This window comes from Algoriella sp. (assembly GCF_036647415.1).
Lineage (GTDB): Bacteria > Bacteroidota > Bacteroidia > Flavobacteriales > Weeksellaceae > Empedobacter.
This window is the reverse complement of the sequence record NZ_JAVXKG010000009.1, coordinates 40,413-60,535: the sequence shown is the minus strand read 5'-3', so window position 1 is coordinate 60,535 and position 20,123 is coordinate 40,413. Positions and strand designations below refer to the sequence as shown.

Genomic DNA, 20,123 nt, shown 5'->3' with positions numbered 1-20,123 from the left:
AGCAGGAACTTGGAATACGAATAATTATGATGTAACAATAGGTTATAATTTTGACGCAACAAATGGTACTAAATTAAGGGTTATGAATTTAGGAAATTCAAATATATATTTAACATCAAGTGAGGCTTCATTTATAACATCTTCTTCATTGGTTACTTTAAATGCGGGTACTTCTCACATTCATTTTACTAATTTTAAAAATGGTTATAATAAAGGATTTTATGGACTAAGAACATTAAATGGTCAAACATTTTATGATGTTACATTTGAAGATACTGGTGGTCAAATAAATGATCATAGTGGTACTGTTAATTTTAATAAAGTAGAATTTAAAGGTGATGGTGCAATAAACGGAAATAACACCTTCAAAACCTTGATTTTTTCTCCAACAAAAACATATGTTTTAGCTTCGGAAGCTACACAAACAATTACGAATTTATTTTCAGCTAATACACCTCAATGTGGTGGTTGGTCAACCATTACATCTTCTACAGTAGGAACACAAGCAAATATTATTGCCACAGCAGGAACAAATGTTGTTGTATCTGGAGTAATTATGAAAGATATTAAAATTTCTGGAGATAAAATTTTTACAGCCAACAATTCAGTAAATAACGGAAATAATTCAGGCTGGGTGTTCCCATCTTACATGGGTCAAAACTTATATTGGGTAGGAGGTTCAGGTAATTGGAATGATAAAATCCATTGGTCACAAACCTCTGGGAATACTGGAGGTTATTGCGTACCAGGTCCTACGGATAATACTTTTTTTGATAATGGATCTGGTTTCGCAACAAATAACAAAACAGTAACGGTTGACAATACTTCATACACACGTAATATTACTTTTTCTGGTAGTGTTGTTGCTCCAACCTTAACTCAAAGTGGTTCCCAAACGTTTAATATTTACGGATCTAGTGAATGGCAAACAGGTATGGGAACAATTAATGTGTCAAAAATTTATTACCGACATACAGGAGAAGTGAAAACAATCAAAAGTAATGGAGTATTTACAGGTAATTCAAATAATTTAGTTTATTTTGAAGAAGAGAACTCTATTAATCTGAATGATGCATTTACTACTGGATTTTTATATCATCAAGCAGGAACTTGGAATACGAATAATTATGATGTAACAATAGGTTATAATTTTGACACAACAAATGGACCTAAAGTAAGGGTTATAAATTTAGGTAGCTCACAAGTGTATTTAAAATTATCTTATGCTTCGTTTATAACAACTTCTTCATTTGTTACTTTGAATGCTGGTACTTCTCACATTCATTTTACTGATTTTAAAAATGACTATAATACGGAGGGGTACGGATTAATAGGCTTAGATGGTCAAACATTTTATGATGTAACATTTGAAAGTACTGGTGGTCAAATAAATGGTAATAATGGTATTGTTAATTTTAATAAGGTAGAATTTAAAGGTGACGGTGTAATAAACGGGAATAACATTTTCAAAAACTTAATTTTTTCAGCAGGTAAAACTTACAACTTGCAGAATGCTAAAACTCAAACCATAGAAAATTTAACTTTAGGAGGAACTCCTTGTGATGTAACTTCTGTAAAAAGTAATACATCTGGAACAAAAGCTAATATAAATTTAACGGGAGATGTCACAAATTTTAATTTTGGAAACTTAAAAGATATTAATGCTTCTGGTAAAGCATTACATTTTGGAGAACAAAGTACAATTGCTAATCAAAATAATAGTTCTAATATTACTTACGATCCTTATAATCCGGGAAGTTTTGAAGGATTAGGAGCCGATTGGATAGATCATGTTGTAGATCCAAATAAACCATCAACTTATATTTTAGGAACACAAAATTTCTACGGAAACAATAGAACAACTTATAAATGGTATAAAACTGGAGGTTTAGGTAGTAATGTGACATCGATTATCAGTACGGCAAAGGAAATTGACATCAGAAAATTTGGATACGGTACATATAAAGTTGTGGTAGAATATTCTAACGGAACAATGGTAACATGCAGTTCAGACGATGAAGTTTATCTGAAAGGTTTATTAAGAAAAGTTATCGTAAATCCTTCAATCAGAATAAGAGTAAAATAATTATAGACTAAAAAAACGTATAAAATTTCTTGTAAAGAGAAATAATCAATACAAAAACAAAAATCGCTTCGTATCTTACGTAAGCGATTTTTTTACTTCAAATTAACTTCTATTTCTTTCATCAATTTCATCGGTTTTGTTATTCTCTGATTTGTAAATTCGTGATATAATTCTATTTTGACTTTCATTATATTTTTCGGAATTTTTAAATGATTTTCTTTTACATAATTATAACCTAATACATTATTTCCTTCCTTTCCTGGAATACCATTTATTACTGCATAATGTCTTATAACTAATATATTATCTATTATTTCTTGCTCTGTTCTTATTTTTTTTATTTTATTGATTGACAATCCTCCAGAGCTATTATGACCTTTTAATTCATACTCTATTTGCTTCGCTTTTTGGGTTTTAATATTAATTTCTGGTTCATAAATTTCTCCATCTGCTACTAATTGATGGCGCATTACAGAGTCACCTTTTTCGGTCATTCTATATGTCGTCTTATATTTCCCTAAGATTGTTTTTACTTTAAGTGATTGCTGTGCAAAACAGTTAATAGTTGCAAAAAACATAAATATAAAAATGATAAATAATCTCATTGATTTTTGACTTTAATTTTCTCTCGTTGTAACCTTCAAATAATTTATTTGTTTGATAGAATCATTCACATCAATTAACGTAATAGAACCCAAAATTTTTGAATTAGCAATATAATCATACGCATTGCCATTCATTATTTCAAGTTCTTTCAATTGTTTATTATTGAGATGATTTGTATCAATTCCATTAATTTTTATGTGATGAAATTTAGATATTTCATATTCATAAAAAGTATATTTATTTTGCTGATTTGACTTTAAGAAATTAAAAATCAGACCTAAAGAGTCATTGGTATAAATTTTATTAAACTCATACAATCGCGAATCGTTTCCACAAAAAGCTATAGAGTCATTTTGCAAATAATCTTCAGGTGTAGTTTCTTTTACAGTAAATAGGATTTTCTTATTCGCCATCAATTTTTCAAATTCTTCTGAAGTTGTTTTATTAAAACTTAACTCTTTTAATGAAAAATCTTTATTTATATTAATCAATTCCTGAGATGTTTCCGTTTTACATCCAACAAAAAATAGAATAGAAAATATGATTATTTTGTAAAACATTGATTTTTATTTATGATTAAATTTAGAGATTAATAACTAAATAAAACTCACTAAGAATAGGGAATAAAATGGAACATCATATTTACTTTTCTTCCCATAAAAATGCCCCCAAATAGTGTCTAACTTTTTTGGAGGCAGTGTATTTTGATTCTCTCTTTATTAACCTTGATTATTTAATGTAATAAGTGGTTCTATATATTCTCTTGTATTTGCCAAACGAGGAACTTTATTTTGTCCACCGAGTTTTCCACGAGAAGCCATCCATTCTATAAATAATCTTTTTCTTGCTTTATGAACAACTGGTCTATTAAGCGTCATGTTGTTGTAGCGTTTTGCTTCGTAGTCCGAATTTACTTCTTGCAAACTCTTATCCAATGCATCTATAAAAGCATCAAAATCGGTCGGTTCTTTATCAAATTCGATAACCCATTCGTGTGCACCTTTTTCTTTATCTTTCATAAAAATAGGACCAGCGCTATATTCAGAAACAATTGCATTTGTTTTGTCACAAGCACGTTTCAGAGCTTCTTCGGCATTTTCTATCATTAATTCTTCACCAAAGGCATTGATATAATGTTTTGTTCGCCCAGAAACAACAATTCTGTGCGGATTTGTTGATGTAAAACGAACAGTATCACCAATAATATAACGCCACAAACCACCATTGGTTGTGATAACCATTGCATAATTTTCACCAATTTCTACTTCTCCAATAGTCAAATAATGTTGATCTGCTGATCCAAATTCTTCCATTGGAATAAATTCGTAAAATATTCCGTTATCTAAAAGCAACAATAAATCTTTATTATTTAATTGATCTTGAATACCAAAAAAACCTTCTGAAGCATTATAAAGTTCGAAGTAGTTTATCTTTTTTTGAGTGATAGAGTTGTAGTTTTCTTCGTAAGGTTTAAAACTAATTCCACCATGAAAAAATACTTCTAGATTTGGCCATAATTCATCTAAATAATTTTTATCCGTTTCGGCTAAAAGTTTTTGTAGAACAACCATCATCCATGAAGGAACACCTGTTAACGAACCAACATCTTCATTTTTTGTTGCATTAATAATTGCTTGCATTTTAGTCGCCCAATCTGGCATCAACGAAATTTCACGATTCGGAATATTCTTCATTTCTGCATAAAAAGGAAGATTATCAATCAAAATAGCAGATAAATCGCCGAAACGCGTGTCATATTTTTGATACAACTCACTACTACCACCAATTCGTAGATTTTTGTGCATAAAAATATCTGTCTCAGGATAAGCATTTAGGTATAAAGCAAACATAGTTTTACCAGCGGCGTAATGGCAATCTTCGAGAGATTCGTCACTAATCGGAATAAATTTACTTTTGGCATTCGTAGTTCCAGATGATTTTGCAAACCATTTGATTTTTCCATGCCAAGCAACATCTTTTTCACCTTTACGAGCAAGCTCAATATAAGGTTCAAAATCTTCGTAATGAACAGCAGGAACTTGTTGTTGAAATTGATGAATTCTATTTATTTCATCAAAACCAAACTCTTTTCCATAAATAGTAGATTTAGCTTTTTTTATGTTGTCAAACAGGACACGTTCTTGTGTACCAATTGGATTTTTGATGCTTTGTTCGATAACATTCATTTTGCTTCGCATCATAATTTCCATAATCTTATTGACTATTCCCATCCGCTAAAAGTTTTGTAGATTTACACAAAAATAATTAAACTTTAGATAGTAAGATGCAGTTTGAAGGACAAATTCGTAAAATGATGACAGAAAATGGAAATCCGATAAAGTATTATTGGAATTTCAAGAATGATTTTATTGTCATGAACCAATTATTGGGTAAAAAGATTAAAATTTCGTTTGATCATTACGAATGTTTGGGATGTGGTTTAGATAAAGAAATTTATCAGATGGGATATTGTAAGAATTGTTTTTTTACATTACCTGAAGCAAATCCAAGTATTATTAGTCCAGAACTTTCTACAGCTCATTTAGGAATTGCACAACGTGATTTGGAATGGGAACAGAAGTTTGAATTGCAGCCACACATTGTTTATTTAGCAAATTCATCAGGTGTAAAAGTTGGTGTAACGCGCGAAACACAAATACCAACACGTTGGATAGATCAAGGCGCATCTGAAGCTATAGTTATTGCGCGAACGGCTAATCGCTACGAGGCAGGAATGATAGAGGTTTCTTTGAAAGAAGTAATTGCCGATAAAACAAATTGGCAACGTATGTTGAAGAATGAAGTACCTGAAGTTAATTTATTTGAAAAATATCAAGAAATTAAAAATATAATTGGAGCAGATTTTCAACAATTTTTGGTGGAAGAGCCAGAAGTTTATCAATTAAATTATCCTGTTATTTCTTATCCAGAAAAAGTAAAATCATTAAACCTGAAAAAAACTCCCGAGATAGAAGGTGTTTTGAAAGGTATAAAAGCACAATATTTAATATTCGAAGACAATAGTGTTTTTAATGTTAGAGGACACGAAGGTTTCTATGTGAAGCTAGATCTTTAAATATTTTTAGAGAAAATTATATTCAAAAGTCGATTCTGAAACAGAATCGACTTTTTGTCATCTATCTATTTGATTTTAATAAAAATACTTGTTTATCATCTTATTTATTTTTACATTAGTTATAATCAATTAACACAAAAAATAGGAATTATGAAAGCAAGTGCATTACTTATCGTTGGAGGTATTTTGGCTTTAACAGCATGTAATAAAAAGAGTGATTTACCTCAATACAAAGTAGAAGAAGCTGTTTTAGCAGTCTATAAATATAGAGCGGATAAACCAGATTCTCTTTCATCCAAAGTAGAAGGTGTAAAAGTAGAAGATTTAATGGCTCCAGTGAAAGCATTTGGAGCAGTAGATGTCTACAATGTCGAGAAAGTAACACCTTTACAAGATGGTGATAAAACAGTTTATGAAGCGGTTTATAAAGTTTCTTTTAAAGGAGCCGAAGGTACAGAAACTTTCAAAGTAAGAAGAGTAGATAAATTAGACGGAATTGTTGTAGGCTACGCAAGCGACATAAAGCCTGTTGCAGCTCCAGCTACGGATTCAACAGCTGTTAAAAAAGATTCTGCTGCAGTAAAAAAATAATATTCTAAAATTAAATAATTAAAAAGATGATTCTGAATTATTCAGAGTCATCTTTTTTTGTTTTTATCAATTGATTATATTTGCAAAACTTTGGAACAGAAAACTATTCAAAACGTTTTTAGCTTATACGATTCATCAGATTTCGTACAGAAGCTTATTGTCAATTTCAAAAATAATCCTCAACACAAAGTAAATATCAAAGGTTTTTTAGGCTCTGGTCTTAGCATTTTAGCTGGTCATTTATATGATCGCGTTGCTCGTCCAACCATTCTTATCTTCGATGATAAAGAAGAAGCTGCTTATGTGTTGAATGATTTAGAAACGTTATTTGACAAAGATCAAATTCTATTTTTTCCTTCATCTTACAAGCGTCCGTACGAAGTAGAAGAAGTAAACAATGCAAATGTTGTTGTACGCACAGAAGTGTTGAATGCTTTGGCGCATTCTAAGCGTCCAAAAATTGTAGTTACTTACGCAGAAGCGCTTTCAGAGAGAGTTGTAACCAAAAAAGCACTTTCTACAAATACGCTAAAAGTAAAAGTTGGAAACGATTTGGGAATTGATTTTCTTACAGAAGTTCTTTCTTCTTACAATTTTTATCGTGTCGATTTTGTTTCCGAGCCAGGAGAATTCTCTATTCGTGGAGGAATTATAGATGTTTTTTCATTTTCGAATGAACATCCTTACCGTATTTCACTTTTTGGAGATGAGGTAGAAACAATCAGAACGTTTGATATCGAAAATCAATTGTCGATTGCAACGACAAAAGAAATTACGATTATTCCAAATCTCGAAAGTAAATCGATCAATGAAAAACGTGAGAGTTTCTTAGAATATATTTCGAAAGATAGTTTAATTATTGCCAAAAACATTTCGGTTTTAGCAAAACAAATCACCAAAAATTTTGAACAAGCCGAAACTTCTTTTTTAGCTTTGAAAGGAGAAATTAAACAAGCTGAACCAAATCAATTATTTCTAAATGAAAATGCTTTTCTTCAACAAATTTCAAGTTTTGGATTGATAGAATGTTCGATGAAATCGTATTTCGAGACGATTGAAGAAATAGAATCGCCTTTCAAACCGCAACCAACATTCAACAAACAATTTGAATTATTGATTGATGATTTGAATGAACATAAAACAGATGGTTTCAAAAATGCCTTGATTTGTTCAAGTGAAACACAAATCAAACGTTTCGAAGAAATCTTTGAAGACATCGGAAAAGAAGTTTCTTATATTCCAGTTTTAGGCTCTATTTATCAAGGTTTTATTGATGAAGAAATTAAATTAACGTGTTACACCGATCATCAGATTTTTGGTCGATATCATAAATTTAATCTTCGAAATTCTTTTTCCAAAAAAGAAGCAATCACGCTAAAAGAAATTAATGCACTGCAAGTCGGTGATTACGTAACACATATAGATTACGGAATTGGGAAATTTGCTGGTCTTGTACGATTGAATAATAATGGCGTAATGCAAGAATCAATCAAACTGATTTATCAGAACAATGATATTTTGTACGTTAATATTCATTCGTTGCACAAAATTGCAAAATTTAGAGGAAAAGATGGTGCTGAGCCAAAAATCTCGAAACTTGGATCGCCAGCTTGGAAAAATTTAAAGAATAAAACCAAAGCGAAAGTAAAAGAAATTGCATACGATTTGATCAAATTATATGCAAAACGTCGTACCAGAAAAGGTTTTGCTTATTCGCCAGACACATATTTGCAGAACGAATTGGAAGCATCTTTTATTTATGAAGATACGCCAGATCAGTTCAAATCAACTCAAGATGTAAAAGCAGATATGGAATCGGATCGCCCAATGGATCGTTTGGTTTGTGGTGATGTAGGTTTCGGAAAAACGGAAATTGCAATTCGTGCGGCTTTTAAAGCAGCAACAGACGGAAAACAAGTCGCCGTTTTAGTTCCGACAACTATTTTAGCTTTTCAACATTTTAAGACGTTTTCAGAACGTTTAGCAGATTTGCCTGTTACCGTAGCTTATCTTAATCGATTTGTAACTGGACCAAAGAAAAAAGCAATTTTAGATGGCTTAAAATCTGGTAAAGTAGATATCGTAATTGGTACGCATCAATTGGTTAATCCAAAAATAGAATACAAAGATTTAGGTTTATTGATTGTAGATGAAGAACATAAATTTGGAGTTGCTGTAAAAGATAAATTGAAAACGCTGCGAGAAAATATTGATACATTAACGCTTACGGCGACGCCAATTCCACGTACGCTTCAGTTTTCGTTGATGGCTGCGCGAGATTTGTCGGTAATCAAAACGCCACCGCCAAATAGACAACCTGTGGAAACGCAATTGGTTGGTTTTAACGAAGAAGTTTTTCGCGATGCAATAATGTATGAAATGCAACGTGGAGGACAAATTTATATCATTCACAATCGTGTTCAATCACTGAAAGATATTGCAGGAATGGTGCAACGCTTAGTTCCTGATGCGCGTGTTGCGATTGGTCATGGACAGATGGAAGGAAAACAATTAGAAGCCGTTTTACTCGATTTTATTGATGGTCGATATGATGTTTTTGTTTCCACAACAATTATCGAATCTGGTTTGGATGTTCCGAATGCAAATACAATATTAATCAACGATGCGCAGAATTTCGGTTTGGCAGATTTGCATCAAATGCGTGGTCGTGTTGGTCGAAGTAATCGCAAAGCATTTTGTTATTTGGTTGCGCCACCACTTTCGGTTTTGACGGATGAAGCGCGCAAACGTTTGCAAGCAATTGAGCAATTCTCAGATTTAGGTTCTGGATTTAATATTGCGATGAAAGATTTAGAAATTCGTGGAGCTGGAAATCTTTTGGGTGGAGAGCAAACAGGATTTATGATGGATATTGGTTTCGAAACTTATCAAAAAATCTTGAATGAAGCGATTGAAGAATTGAAAGAAACGGATTTTAAAGATTTATTTGAAGATCAAAAATCGGACGAAATAAAAACCTATGTTTCTGATGTACAGATTGATTCTGATTTACAAATTATGTTCTCAGATGACTATATAGAAAGTTCAGAAGAACGTTTATTATTGTACAAAGAATTGGCTGATATAGAAACTGAAACCGAATTACAAACCTTTAAAAACAATTTGATTGATCGTTTTGGTAAAATGCCACTTGAGGCTGAAAATTTATTAGAATCGATTCAATTAAAATGGGCGGCGAAAAAATTAGGTGTCGAACGTTTGGTAATGAAAAAAGGTGTTCTTTTAGCTTATTTTATCAACAAGCCACAAAGCGAATTTTATCAGTCAGAGGAATTTAGATTAATTTTAAATTACGTGCAAAATAACGCTAAAAACATCAGTTTTAAGGAAAAATCACCCAAAAACGGAGAAGAATTCCCAACTTTATTCTTACGCTTTGAGCATGTAAAAACTGTGCATGATGCTTTAGAAAATATGCAAAAATTATTAATTCAGTAGATTTTTTTAGAATAAAATAAGAATATAATAAAATAAGAAAGGAGAAATAACTATATTGTCATTTCTCCTTTTTGTGTTTAAAATATCTACTATCTTAAATAGATAAAAAATCTATAATTTATCATATTAAGAAATATAACTGGCTGTATGCGAATATTCATAATCAATCTAATAAATTATGATTATTTTTATCGATAAAATTTAGTTGGAAAAAATATAAAATGGTTATGGAAACAGCATCAAGCTATATTCCTATTCTCATCTTATTTGTTGTGGCTTTCGCATTTGTAGCAGGAACTATTGTTGCTACACATTTGTTGGGACCATCGCGTAAAACAGACGAAAAGTTAGAGAACTTTGAATCTGGGATTGAGAAGGTAGGAAATGCAAGACAACCATTTGCGATCAAATACTTTTTGGTAGCAATTCTGTTCGTCTTGTTCGATGTAGAAGTAATTTTCTTCTATCCTTATGCGGCAAACTTCAGAGAATTAGGTTGGGAAGGCTTTGCAGCAGTAGTGACATTCGTCGGATTATTTTTTGTGATGTACTTGTACGTTCGCAAAAAAGGAGCTCTTAACTGGGAAAAGTAGAGCAATTTATCATCTTAAAAAAATAGTAAAATGATTCATAATAAAAGACCAGTAACGCACAATACTAATGTGAAGATTGTAGAATCTCCAGGTGGTTTTGAAGGCGAAGGTTTTATGACAATGCAATTATCAAAAGTAGTTGGATTGGCGCGTAAAAATTCGATTTGGCCTTTACCATTTGCGACAAGTTGTTGTGGTATCGAATTCATGGCAACCATGGGTTCTACTTACGATTTGGCACGATTCGGATCAGAGCGTTTAGCGTTTACGCCACGTCAATGTGATTTGTTGATGGTAATGGGAACAATTTCTAAAAAAATGGCGCCAGTTCTAAAGCAAGTTTATATCCAAATGGCAGAACCTCGTTGGGTTATTGCGGTTGGTGCTTGTGCAAGTTCGGGTGGTATTTTTGATACATATTCGGTTTTACAAGGAATTGACGAAGTTATTCCAGTAGACGTTTATGTACCAGGTTGTCCTCCTCGTCCGGAAGCAATTATAGATGGAGTAATGCGAATTCAAGAATTGGTAGAGTCAGAAAGTGTACGTCGCAGAAGTAGCGATGAATATCAACAACTTTTGACAAGTTACGGAATTAAATAATTTGAACAAATGGATAACTCATTTATAAAAGACCGTTTGGTTCAGAAATTTCAAGAAAATATTTACGGATACGAAGAGCATTTTGGTGTTTTATCGATATTCGCAAACAAAGACTTCAATCTAAAAATTCTTCAATATTTGGTTGATGATGAGCAATTATCATTCAAATTCATGAAAGATTTAACGGCTGTTCATTATCCAAATCGTGTTGGAGAAGAACTTGTTGTCACTTATTTAGTTTATAATCTTTACGAAAAGGTTGAGTTGCGCTTAAATTTTAGTTTACCAATCGAAAAACCTTCGATTTTTACGGCAACTAAGATTTTTGAAACAGCAAACTGGTTAGAGCGTGAAGCGTATGATTTTTTTGGTGTAGATTTTATCGGACATCCAAATTTAATTCGTGTGATGAATGTAGACGAGATGGATTATCATCCATTACGTAAAGAATTTCCGTTGGAAGATCAAACGCGTAAAGACAAAGATGATGATATGTTTGGTCGTGGTGGTGATTTCAATTATGGAGGTTTTAATGTAAAAGCAAATTAACCATGGGAAAAGAAAAAACGAAAAAGAAAAAACACCTTGACCTTCCAGATGGTTCATTAGAAAAAAGTACGATTACCTTAAACTTAGGACCAACGCATCCTGCTACACATGGGGTATTTCAAAATATATTAGAGATTGATGGTGAAATCATCAAATCTACAGTTCCTACAGTTGGGTATATACACCGTGCTTTTGAGAAAATTGCAGAACGTAAACCATTGTACCAAATAACGCCTTTAACAGATCGATTAAATTATTGTTCGGCTCCGTTAAATAACTTAGGTTGGCACATGACGGTAGAGAAATTCGTTGGAATTGAAGTTCCAAAACGTGCTTCTTATTTACGTGTCATTATTATGGAATTGGCTCGTATCGCAGATCATATCGTATGTAATTCGATTATGGGTGTTGATACTGGGGCATTTACAGGATTCCTTTATATGATGAAGTACCGCGAATTGGTTTACGAAATTTATGAAGAAATTTGTGGATCTCGTTTGACGACAAATATTGGTCGTATCGGTGGTTTCGAACGTGATTTTTCTGATGTCGCATGGCAAAAAATTAATCGTTTTGTAGCCGAATTTCCAGATGTTTTAACAGAATTCAATAATCTATTTATACGAAACAGAATTTTTATGGATCGTACACAAGGTGTTGGAGGAATTTCTGCAGAGCGTGCATTAAATTATGGTTTTACAGGACCAAATTTACGTGCAGCTGGAGTAGATTATGACGTTCGTGTGGCAAAACCATATTCACGTTATGAGGAATTCGAATTCGAAATTCCAGTTGGTACAACAGGAGATTGTTACGACAGATTCTTGGTTCGTAATCAAGAAATGTGGCAAAGTTTGAGCATCATCAAGCAAGCAATTGCAAAAATTGATGCTTTAGAAGGTGAAGAAGCAACAAAATATCATGCAGACGCACCAGATTTCTATTTACCTAAAAAAGAAGATGTTTACACAAAAATGGAAGCGTTAATCTATCACTTCAAAATTATTATGGGTGAGGTAGATATGCCAAAAGGAGAAATTTATAATTCGATAGAAGCAGCAAATGGCGAGTTGGGTTATTATTTAATTTCTGATGGTGGGCGTTCGCCATTCCGTTTACATTTCCGTAGACCTTGTTTCATTTATTATCAAGCGTATCCAGAATTAATTCAAGGCTCAATGATTTCAGATGCAATCATTACGATGAGTAGTTTGAATTTGATTGCGGGTGAATTAGATGCTTAATAAAAATTAGTAAAAATGGCAATTCAATTTTCAGAAAATACACAAGAAAAAGTAGATAAAATCATTGCACGTTATCCAGCGGATAAAAAACGAAGTGCCTTGATTCCTTTACTTCATGTAGCGCAAGAAGAATTTGGAGGTTGGTTAGACACTCCTCATTTAGACTATGTTGCAGAAGTATTAGAAATATTACCAGTAGAAGTTTACGAAGTAGCTTCTTTTTATTCGATGTTTAATTTAAATCCTGTTGGGAAATTTGTTTTAGAAGTTTGTCAAACAGGACCTTGTATGTTAAATGGTTCTGATAAAATCATCAACCATATCAAAACAAAATTAAATATAGAAGCTGGTGAAACTTCAACAGACGGTTTATTTACATTAAAACCAGTTGAATGTTTAGGAGCATGTGGTTACGCACCAATGTTACAGTTAGGAAAAACATATCGTGAAAATTTAACAATCGAGAAGGTTGATGAATTAATCGAGGAATTGAAAAAATTAGCATAATGGGACAAAAATTACTGTTAAAAAATATTGATGTTCCAGGTATTCGTCATTACCAAGCTTACCGCGAAAATGGAGGTTATGCAAATGCTGAAAAAGCATTTAAAATGACAACAGACGAAATTTTAGAAGAAGTAAAAGCTTCAGGATTACGTGGTCGTGGTGGAGCAGGTTTCCCAACTGGAATGAAATGGAGCTTTTTGGCAAAGCCAGAAGGTGTGCCAAGACACTTAGTTGTTAATGCAGATGAATCTGAACCAGGAACGTTCAAAGACCGTTTCTTGATGGAATATATTCCTCATTTATTAATAGAAGGAGTTCTTATTTCATCTTTTTGTTTAGGATCTAACACATCATTTATTTACATCCGTGGAGAATATGCGTGGGTTGCAGAAATTTTAGAAGAAGCAATTGACGAAGCAAAAGCTGCAGGTTGGTTAGGTAAAAATATACAAGGAACTGGTTTCGATTGTGAAATTTATGTTCAACGTGGTGGTGGAGCTTACATTTGTGGTGAGGAAACTGCATTATTAGAATCTTTGGAAGGTAAACGTGGAAATCCACGACTTAAACCACCTTTCCCAGCTGTTAAAGGTTTATGGGGAAGACCAACAGTTGTAAACAATGTAGAAACAATTGCAGCAATCGTTCCAATCATCGAGATTACAGGTGCAGAATATGCAAAAATCGGAGTTGGACGTTCTACAGGAACTAAATTAATTTCTGCTTGTGGTAATATTAATAAACCAGGAGTTTATGAAATTGATATGACAATTACGGTAGAAGAATTTATCTATTCTGATGAATATTGTGGAGGAATTCCAAACGGAAAACGTCTTAAAGCATGTATTCCAGGAGGAAGTTCTGTTCCAATTGTTCCAGCAAATTTATTATTAACAACTGCCGAAGGTAAACCTCGTTACATGAATTACGAAAGTTTATCAGAAGGAGGATTCCAAACAGGAACAATGATGGGTTCTGGTGGATTTATTGTGTTAGATGAAGATCAAGACGTTGTTTATCATACTTATACATTAGCTCGTTTTTATCGTCACGAATCATGTGGACAATGTTCACCTTGTCGTGAAGGAACTGGTTGGATGGAAAAAATCTTGAAACGAATAGATGAAGGACAAGGAAAAATGTCTGACATCGAATTGTTATGGGATGTTCAACGTAAAATTGAAGGAAATACAATTTGTCCATTAGGAGATGCAGCGGCTTGGCCAGTTGCAGCAGCAATTCGTCACTTCCGTGATGAATTTGAATGGCATATTAATAATCCTGAAGAATGTTTGACACGTAATTTTGGTTTGGCGCATTACGCTGATCCTTTAGTGATTAAAGAAACCGCAAATTAATACGAAGATGGCAGAAGAAACACCATTATTTAAAGTTACCATCGATAACGAAATGATTGAAGTACCTGCGGGAACAACGATCCTTCAAGCTGCTCGTATGATTGGTAAAGAAGTAGCGCCTCCAGCGATGTGTTACTACGGTAAATTAGAAGATACAGGAGGAAATTGTAGAACTTGTTTGGTAGAAGTATCAAAAGGTAGTGAAGCAGATCCTCGTCCAATGCCAAAATTAGTTCCATCTTGCCGTACAACGGTAATGGACGGAATGGTTGTAGGCAATAAAACATCTGAGCGTACAGTTGAGGCTCGTAAAGGTATTGTTGAATTATTATTAATCAATCATCCTTTAGATTGTCCCGTTTGTGATCAGGCAGGAGAATGTAAATTACAAGATTTAAGTTACGAACACGGAGCAGAAGCAACGCGTTATGAATTTGATCGTCGTACATTCCCAAAAGAAGATTTAGGTCCAAATATTCAGTTGAACATGAACCGATGCATTTTATGTTATCGTTGTGTAAAAACTGCGGATCAAATCACAGGTTGTCGTGAGCATGGTGTAATGAATCGTGGAGATCATGCGGAAATTTCAACTCATATCAACAAAAGTTTAGACAACGAATTCATCGGAAATATAATTGATGTTTGTCCAGTTGGAGCTTTAACAGATAAAACGTTCCGTTTCAAAAACCGTGTTTGGTTCTTAAAACCAGTTGATGCACATCGCGATTGTCCTACTTGTTCTGGTAAAGCGCAAGTGTGGTTCCGTGGAAATGAAGTTTTCCGTGTAACAGCTCGTAAAGACGATTTTAATGAGGTAAAAGATTGGATTTGTAATACATGTCGTTTTGATAAAAAAGATATCAATGATTGGGTATTAGAAAAACCATCAGAAGTTTCTAAAGATTCTGTTGTTCGTCAAGGTCATTATTTTGAGAATAAAATAGAACCAAAAGAAACTTTACCAAAAGTTATCAAACGTGATCCAAAAATTTTGTTAGACATTCATTCGGTTTCAGAAGTTAATGAGCCAAATCGTGATTTATCTAAAATTGATGGACCAGCAACGAGTAAAGATTTTAAAGATTAATCATACGTAAATTAAAATAACAAAAATGACAGAAGAATTTATAGGTCTTGCATTAGAAAAGTTAGCTTTAGTAGGCGTTATGATTGCGTTTTCACTTGTTGTAGCAATGTACTCTACTTGGGCTGAACGTAAAGTTGCAGCTTTTTTACAAGATCGTATAGGACCAAACCGTGCAGGTATTTTTGGGTTATTGCAACCACTTGCCGATGGTTTAAAATTATTCTCGAAAGAGGAAATTACACCTAAAGATTCGAATAAATTTTTATTCATCTTAGGACCAGCTTTAGCTATGATTGTAGCGTGTATGACAGGAGCGGTTATTCCGTGGTCTACAGCTTTTGAGATTGGAGATCGCGTTGTAGTTCCTCAAATCGCAGATATCAACATCGGATTTTTATACATTTTGGGTGTATTAAGTTTAGGTGTTTACGGAATTATGATTGGTGCTTGGGCGTCGAACAACAAATACTCATTAATGGGTGGTTTGCGTGCAGCATCTCAAATTATTTCGTACGAATTACCAATGGGAATTGTGTTAATCACTTTATTGATGATGACAGGTTCTTTAAAATTAAGCGACATTGTACATTATCAGCAAGATAATGCGTGGTTTATCATTTTACAACCATTAGGATTTATCATTTTCTTGGTTTGTTCTTTTGCAGAAACAAATCGTACACCTTTTGATTTACCAGAAGCAGAAAATGAATTAGTAGGAGGTTATCACTCAGAATATTCATCGATGAAGATGGGATTCTTCTTATTTGCAGAATACATCAACATGTTCATCAGTTCTGTGGTTATTTCGACATTATATTTTGGTGGTTATGATATTCCATTTGTAGACGATGCAACATTAGTAAACTCGGTTGGAGTTAACGGATTGGCAATTCTTAATTTCCTATCGTTATTTGGTAAAGCGTGTTTCTTCATCTTTTTCTACATGTGGGTAAGATGGACGATTCCTCGTTTCCGTTACGATCAATTAATGAATTTAGGTTGGAAAAAATTATTGCCTTTAGCATTAATCAATATGTTAATTACGGGCTTAGTGATTTTATTATTAAACAAGTAGAATCATCAAAATAATAAAAAATTATGGAACCAATTACAAATAGATCAAAACAAGTAGAACGCAAACCCTTAACATTTTGGGAAAGTATCTATTTGATTTCTATCGCAAAAGGGTTGATGATTACATTGAAACATTTCTTTTCTAAGAAAGCAACAATTAATTATCCAGAAGAAAAAAGACCGTTTAGTCCTGTATTTAGAGGATTACACGTTTTGAATAGAGATGAAGAAAATCGTGAAAATTGTACAGCTTGTGGACTTTGTGCCTTGGCTTGTCCAGCAGAAGCGATAACGATGGAAGCAGCAGAAAGACTTCCTGGTGAAGAAAATCTTTACCGCGAAGAGAAATATGCAGCGAAATATGAAATTAACATGTTACGTTGTATTTTCTGTGGATTCTGTGAAGAAGCTTGTCCTAAAGATGCAGTTTATTTATCACAAACTGTTCCGCCAGCAAGTTTTGATCGCAAAAACTTCATCTATTCTAAAGAAGATTTATTAATCCCGAAAAAAGCGACAAACTAATGGAATTAGCACAAATTTTATTCTACGTTTTATCGAGCTTAACGGTGTTAAGTGCGTTACTGATGGTATTTAGCAAAAATCCTGTTTACTCGATTTTATATTTAATCGTGACGTTTTTCTGTATCAGTGGACATTACGTTTTACTTAACGCACAATTTTTGGCGATTGTAAATGTGATTGTTTATGCAGGTGCAATTATGGTATTGTTCTTATTCGTGGTGATGTTGATGAATCTTAATAACGAAAGACATTCATTCGGTAGACCAGCAAAATTTTTAGCAGCGACACTTATTTCGTTGTTATTTGTTGCCTTGACAGTAGGAATTTTCTTAGGAGACAAATCGGCTGTAACAACAGGAGTAGAAGTAGGAACAGGTGATCTTGGATTGATACACAATCTTGGTTCAATGCTATATTCAGAATATGTTTTACCATTCGAGTTGAGCAGTATTTTGTTTATTTCGGCAATGATTGGAGCAGTGATGTTATCAAAGAAAGATGAAGAATTATTGGATTAAATATAAAAAGTAAAAGATGTTACCAATCAGTTATTATATTACTTTATCATTAATCCTATTCGGAATAGGAATGGCAGGCGTTATGCTTCGTCGCAATGCGATTGTCATTTTTATGTGTATAGAATTGATGTTAAACTCTGTGAATTTGTTGTTAGTTGCATTTTCAAAAATGCACTATCACGCAAATCCAGCATTAGAAAAAGGAACCGACGCACAGTTGTTAGTATTCTTTATCATGGTAGTTGCTGCGGCTGAGGTTGCGGTAGGATTATCGGTAATAATACTATTGTTCCGAAAAGTTTATTCGGTAGATATTAATGTGTTAAATCGTTTAAAAGGTTAAGAATGGAGCAGTATATATGGTTAATTCCTTTGATTCCATTCATCGGATTTTTAATTAACGGTTTAGGACGAAATGTACTTTCTAAAAGCTTAGTTACTTTCATCGGAAGTGGAGCAGTTTTGGCAAGTTTCATTTTATCAATCATGGTTTTTATGTCAGTTCCATCAGGAGCAGACGCACAGCCATTAATTTTTAAGGCATTTGATATTATTAATATTCCAACACTACAAGTTCCATTTGCATTTCAAATTGATGCATTAACGAGTTTGTTTTTGTTAATTATAACAGGAGTTGGATTTTTAATACACGTGTACAGTTCTGCTTATATGAACGAGGACGAAGGATTTGCAAAATTCTTTTCTTACCTTAATTTATTCATCTTTTTCATGTTGATTCTTGTAATGGGAAACAATTTTGTAATGATGTTTATTGGATGGGAAGGAGTTGGACTTTGTTCATTCTTATTAATTGGATTTTGGTTTACAAACCCAGAATATATCAAAGCAGCAAAGAAAGCTTTCATTATGAACCGTATTGGTGATGTAGGATTTTTATTGGCAATGTTTTGGATTTTCAAAGAATTTGGAACGTTAGAATACGTAAAAGTATTCAATCAATTAGCAATCGATCCATCAGCATTTACAGGTTTTGTATTGACGGGAATCACATTATTGTTATTCTTAGCAGCAACAGGTAAATCTGCTCAATTACCATTATTTACATGGTTACCAGACGCGATGGCAGGTCCAACACCAGTTTCAGCACTTATACACGCTGCAACAATGGTAACGGCTGGTATTTTTATGATTACACGTTGCAACGAATTATTTACAGCAGCGCCATTTACATTAGAAATCATTCAATATGTAGGAATTGCAACAGCATTTGTTACCGCAACAATTGCGATGCGCCAAAACGATATCAAAAAAGTATTGGCTTATTCTACAGTTTCTCAATTAGGATTAATGTTTGCAGCAATTGGTTCTGGTGCGTATATCGCAGCAGTTTTCCATGTAATGACGCACGCATTCTTCAAAGCATTATTGTTCTTAGGAGCGGGTTCTGTAATTCACGGAATGCACCACGAGCAAGATATGCGCAAAATGGGAGGACTTAAAAAATACATGAAAATCACACACATCACATTCTTGATTGGATGTTTGGCAATTGCAGGTATTCCTGGTTTATCAGGTTTCTTTTCTAAAGACGAAATGTTATTAGGAATGTTTGTTTCTAATCCAATAATTTATGGTTTAGGATTTATTGTTTCTGTATTAACAGCTTTTTATATGTTCCGTTTATATGCCTTAACTTTCTTAGGAGATTTAAGAGATAAAGACGCTCATCCACACGAAAGTCCAGCAGCAATGACAATTCCATTAATCATTTTAGCAGTTTTATCTGTTGTTGCAGGTTATATCGGAATTCCAGCTTTGTTTATGAAAGATGGTCATCAATTACAAACTTTCTTAAGTGGAGTTGTAAATATAGGTGAAGCACATCACGTTTCTCATGCGACAGAATGGATGATGATGGGTGCATTATTAGTTTGTGTTTTAGGAGCGATTTTCTTTGCAATTAAAAAATATACAAATCAAATTGATGAAGAATCGACAGGAATTGCAAAATTCTTTGAAAATAAATGGTACATCGACGAACTTTATGACAATGCAATTGTAAAACCATTGTTTGAATTAGGTGATGTCTTGAAAAAATATGTAGAAAAAGCAGGTATTGCAGCTTTCGTTTTAGGAGTTGGAACTGTTTCTGATCGCGCATCAAAAAATGTACGTCAGCTACAAAACGGAAATGTCGGATTCTATATTTTGTTGATGGTTGTAGGAACTGTTGCAGGTATAGCAATCTTTTTTATGGGGTATTTAATTTCAAAATAGGTTAGT

At 33.2% G+C, this 20,123-nt stretch carries 19 protein-coding genes; 16 read left to right on the top strand and 3 right to left on the bottom strand.

Going from position 1 to position 20,123, the window contains the following annotated elements:
• A partial coding sequence (locus tag RSC72_RS05705; RefSeq protein WP_332578441.1) for a hypothetical protein occupies positions 1 to 2,086 on the top strand: 2,086 nt, incomplete at its 5' end.
• Between the two features lie 92 nt (positions 2,087 to 2,178).
• Here RSC72_RS05705 and RSC72_RS05700 read toward each other — a convergent pair.
• The 3 genes from RSC72_RS05700 to RSC72_RS05690 form a co-directional block, all read right to left on the bottom strand.
• Complete coding sequence (locus RSC72_RS05700; RefSeq protein ID WP_332544248.1) at positions 2,179 to 2,691, bottom strand: hypothetical protein; 513 nt, start codon at positions 2,689 to 2,691, stop codon at positions 2,179 to 2,181.
• Between the two features lie 12 nt (positions 2,692 to 2,703).
• Positions 2,704 to 3,252, bottom strand: a complete 549-nt coding sequence (locus RSC72_RS05695) for a hypothetical protein (RefSeq protein WP_332544249.1) — start codon at positions 3,250 to 3,252, stop codon at positions 2,704 to 2,706.
• A gap of 159 nt (positions 3,253 to 3,411) precedes the next feature.
• On the bottom strand, positions 3,412 to 4,923 hold the full coding sequence (locus RSC72_RS05690) for a GH3 auxin-responsive promoter family protein (RefSeq protein WP_332544250.1): 1,512 nt from the start codon (positions 4,921 to 4,923) through the stop codon (positions 3,412 to 3,414).
• 53 nt (positions 4,924 to 4,976) lie between these two features.
• Between RSC72_RS05690 and RSC72_RS05685 the strand changes: the two genes are divergently transcribed.
• From RSC72_RS05685 to nuoL, 15 genes are all read left to right on the top strand, one after another.
• Positions 4,977 to 5,768, top strand: coding sequence for a DUF2797 domain-containing protein (locus tag RSC72_RS05685; RefSeq protein ID WP_332544251.1), 792 nt, complete (start codon positions 4,977 to 4,979; stop codon positions 5,766 to 5,768).
• A gap of 150 nt (positions 5,769 to 5,918) precedes the next feature.
• A complete protein-coding gene (locus tag RSC72_RS05680) occupies positions 5,919 to 6,359 on the top strand; it encodes a hypothetical protein (protein ID WP_332544252.1) in 441 nt (146 codons plus the stop codon).
• Positions 6,360 to 6,449: 90 nt separating this feature from the next.
• Positions 6,450 to 9,818 carry a transcription-repair coupling factor gene (gene mfd, locus RSC72_RS05675; RefSeq protein ID WP_332565853.1) on the top strand — a complete coding sequence of 1,123 codons (3,369 nt, stop codon included), beginning with the start codon at positions 6,450 to 6,452 and terminating at the stop codon, positions 9,816 to 9,818.
• 227 nt (positions 9,819 to 10,045) lie between these two features.
• Entirely contained in the window at positions 10,046 to 10,411 is a 366-nt protein-coding gene (locus RSC72_RS05670) for an NADH-quinone oxidoreductase subunit A (RefSeq protein ID WP_332544254.1), read from the top strand.
• A gap of 30 nt (positions 10,412 to 10,441) precedes the next feature.
• Positions 10,442 to 11,014, top strand: a complete 573-nt coding sequence (locus RSC72_RS05665; RefSeq protein ID WP_332544255.1) for an NADH-quinone oxidoreductase subunit B — start codon at positions 10,442 to 10,444, stop codon at positions 11,012 to 11,014.
• Positions 11,015 to 11,023: 9 nt separating this feature from the next.
• A complete protein-coding gene (locus RSC72_RS05660; RefSeq protein WP_332544256.1) occupies positions 11,024 to 11,563 on the top strand; it encodes an NADH-quinone oxidoreductase subunit C in 540 nt (179 codons plus the stop codon).
• 2 nt (positions 11,564 to 11,565) lie between these two features.
• Positions 11,566 to 12,807, top strand: coding sequence for an NADH-quinone oxidoreductase subunit D (locus tag RSC72_RS05655; protein ID WP_332544257.1), 1,242 nt, complete (start codon positions 11,566 to 11,568; stop codon positions 12,805 to 12,807).
• A 15-nt stretch (positions 12,808 to 12,822) separates the two neighbouring features.
• Positions 12,823 to 13,314: an NADH-quinone oxidoreductase subunit NuoE family protein gene (locus RSC72_RS05650; protein WP_332544258.1), complete on the top strand. Its 492-nt coding sequence runs from the start codon at positions 12,823 to 12,825 to the stop codon at positions 13,312 to 13,314.
• Positions 13,314 to 14,672, top strand: coding sequence for an NADH-quinone oxidoreductase subunit NuoF (nuoF, locus tag RSC72_RS05645; RefSeq protein WP_332544259.1), 1,359 nt, complete (start codon positions 13,314 to 13,316; stop codon positions 14,670 to 14,672). The genes RSC72_RS05650 and nuoF overlap by 1 nt, the downstream gene beginning before the upstream one ends.
• 7 nt (positions 14,673 to 14,679) lie before the next feature.
• Positions 14,680 to 15,762, top strand: a complete 1,083-nt coding sequence (locus tag RSC72_RS05640; protein WP_332544260.1) for a 2Fe-2S iron-sulfur cluster-binding protein — start codon at positions 14,680 to 14,682, stop codon at positions 15,760 to 15,762.
• Positions 15,763 to 15,787: 25 nt separating this feature from the next.
• Positions 15,788 to 16,837: an NADH-quinone oxidoreductase subunit NuoH gene (nuoH, locus tag RSC72_RS05635; protein ID WP_332544261.1), complete on the top strand. Its 1,050-nt coding sequence runs from the start codon at positions 15,788 to 15,790 to the stop codon at positions 16,835 to 16,837.
• 23 nt (positions 16,838 to 16,860) lie between these two features.
• A complete protein-coding gene (gene nuoI, locus RSC72_RS05630; protein WP_332544262.1) occupies positions 16,861 to 17,361 on the top strand; it encodes an NADH-quinone oxidoreductase subunit NuoI in 501 nt (166 codons plus the stop codon).
• Positions 17,361 to 17,879: an NADH-quinone oxidoreductase subunit J family protein gene (locus RSC72_RS05625; RefSeq protein WP_332544263.1), complete on the top strand. Its 519-nt coding sequence runs from the start codon at positions 17,361 to 17,363 to the stop codon at positions 17,877 to 17,879. The genes nuoI and RSC72_RS05625 overlap by 1 nt, the downstream gene beginning before the upstream one ends.
• Positions 17,880 to 17,895: 16 nt before the next feature.
• Positions 17,896 to 18,222, top strand: a complete 327-nt coding sequence (gene nuoK / locus RSC72_RS05620) for an NADH-quinone oxidoreductase subunit NuoK (RefSeq protein ID WP_219034517.1) — start codon at positions 17,896 to 17,898, stop codon at positions 18,220 to 18,222.
• Positions 18,223 to 18,224: 2 nt separating this feature from the next.
• Complete coding sequence (gene nuoL, locus RSC72_RS05615) at positions 18,225 to 20,117, top strand: NADH-quinone oxidoreductase subunit L (protein WP_332544264.1); 1,893 nt, start codon at positions 18,225 to 18,227, stop codon at positions 20,115 to 20,117.
• The last annotated feature ends 6 nt before the right edge of the window (positions 20,118 to 20,123 follow it).

What these genes read in the sequence shown, in the direction of transcription:
- RSC72_RS05650 (WP_332544258.1), top strand. Translation starts at nt 12,823, where the DNA reads ATGGCAATTCAATTTTCAGAAAATACACAAGAAAAAGTAGATAAAATC.
- nuoH (WP_332544261.1), top strand. Translation starts at nt 15,788, where the DNA reads ATGACAGAAGAATTTATAGGTCTTGCATTAGAAAAGTTAGCTTTAGTA.
- nuoI (WP_332544262.1), top strand. Translation starts at nt 16,861, where the DNA reads ATGGAACCAATTACAAATAGATCAAAACAAGTAGAACGCAAACCCTTA.
- RSC72_RS05695 (WP_332544249.1), bottom strand. Translation starts at nt 3,252, where the DNA reads ATGTTTTACAAAATAATCATATTTTCTATTCTATTTTTTGTTGGATGT.
- RSC72_RS05690 (WP_332544250.1), bottom strand. Translation starts at nt 4,923, where the DNA reads ATGGGAATAGTCAATAAGATTATGGAAATTATGATGCGAAGCAAAATG.
- nuoL (WP_332544264.1), top strand. Translation starts at nt 18,225, where the DNA reads ATGGAGCAGTATATATGGTTAATTCCTTTGATTCCATTCATCGGATTT.
- RSC72_RS05625 (WP_332544263.1), top strand. Translation starts at nt 17,361, where the DNA reads ATGGAATTAGCACAAATTTTATTCTACGTTTTATCGAGCTTAACGGTG.
- RSC72_RS05680 (WP_332544252.1), top strand. Translation starts at nt 5,919, where the DNA reads ATGAAAGCAAGTGCATTACTTATCGTTGGAGGTATTTTGGCTTTAACA.
- RSC72_RS05640 (WP_332544260.1), top strand. Translation starts at nt 14,680, where the DNA reads ATGGCAGAAGAAACACCATTATTTAAAGTTACCATCGATAACGAAATG.
- RSC72_RS05700 (WP_332544248.1), bottom strand. Translation starts at nt 2,691, where the DNA reads ATGAGATTATTTATCATTTTTATATTTATGTTTTTTGCAACTATTAAC.
- RSC72_RS05670 (WP_332544254.1), top strand. Translation starts at nt 10,046, where the DNA reads ATGGAAACAGCATCAAGCTATATTCCTATTCTCATCTTATTTGTTGTG.
- RSC72_RS05685 (WP_332544251.1), top strand. Translation starts at nt 4,977, where the DNA reads ATGCAGTTTGAAGGACAAATTCGTAAAATGATGACAGAAAATGGAAAT.
- nuoF (WP_332544259.1), top strand. Translation starts at nt 13,314, where the DNA reads ATGGGACAAAAATTACTGTTAAAAAATATTGATGTTCCAGGTATTCGT.
- nuoK (WP_219034517.1), top strand. Translation starts at nt 17,896, where the DNA reads ATGTTACCAATCAGTTATTATATTACTTTATCATTAATCCTATTCGGA.
- RSC72_RS05665 (WP_332544255.1), top strand. Translation starts at nt 10,442, where the DNA reads ATGATTCATAATAAAAGACCAGTAACGCACAATACTAATGTGAAGATT.
- RSC72_RS05655 (WP_332544257.1), top strand. Translation starts at nt 11,566, where the DNA reads ATGGGAAAAGAAAAAACGAAAAAGAAAAAACACCTTGACCTTCCAGAT.
- RSC72_RS05660 (WP_332544256.1), top strand. Translation starts at nt 11,024, where the DNA reads ATGGATAACTCATTTATAAAAGACCGTTTGGTTCAGAAATTTCAAGAA.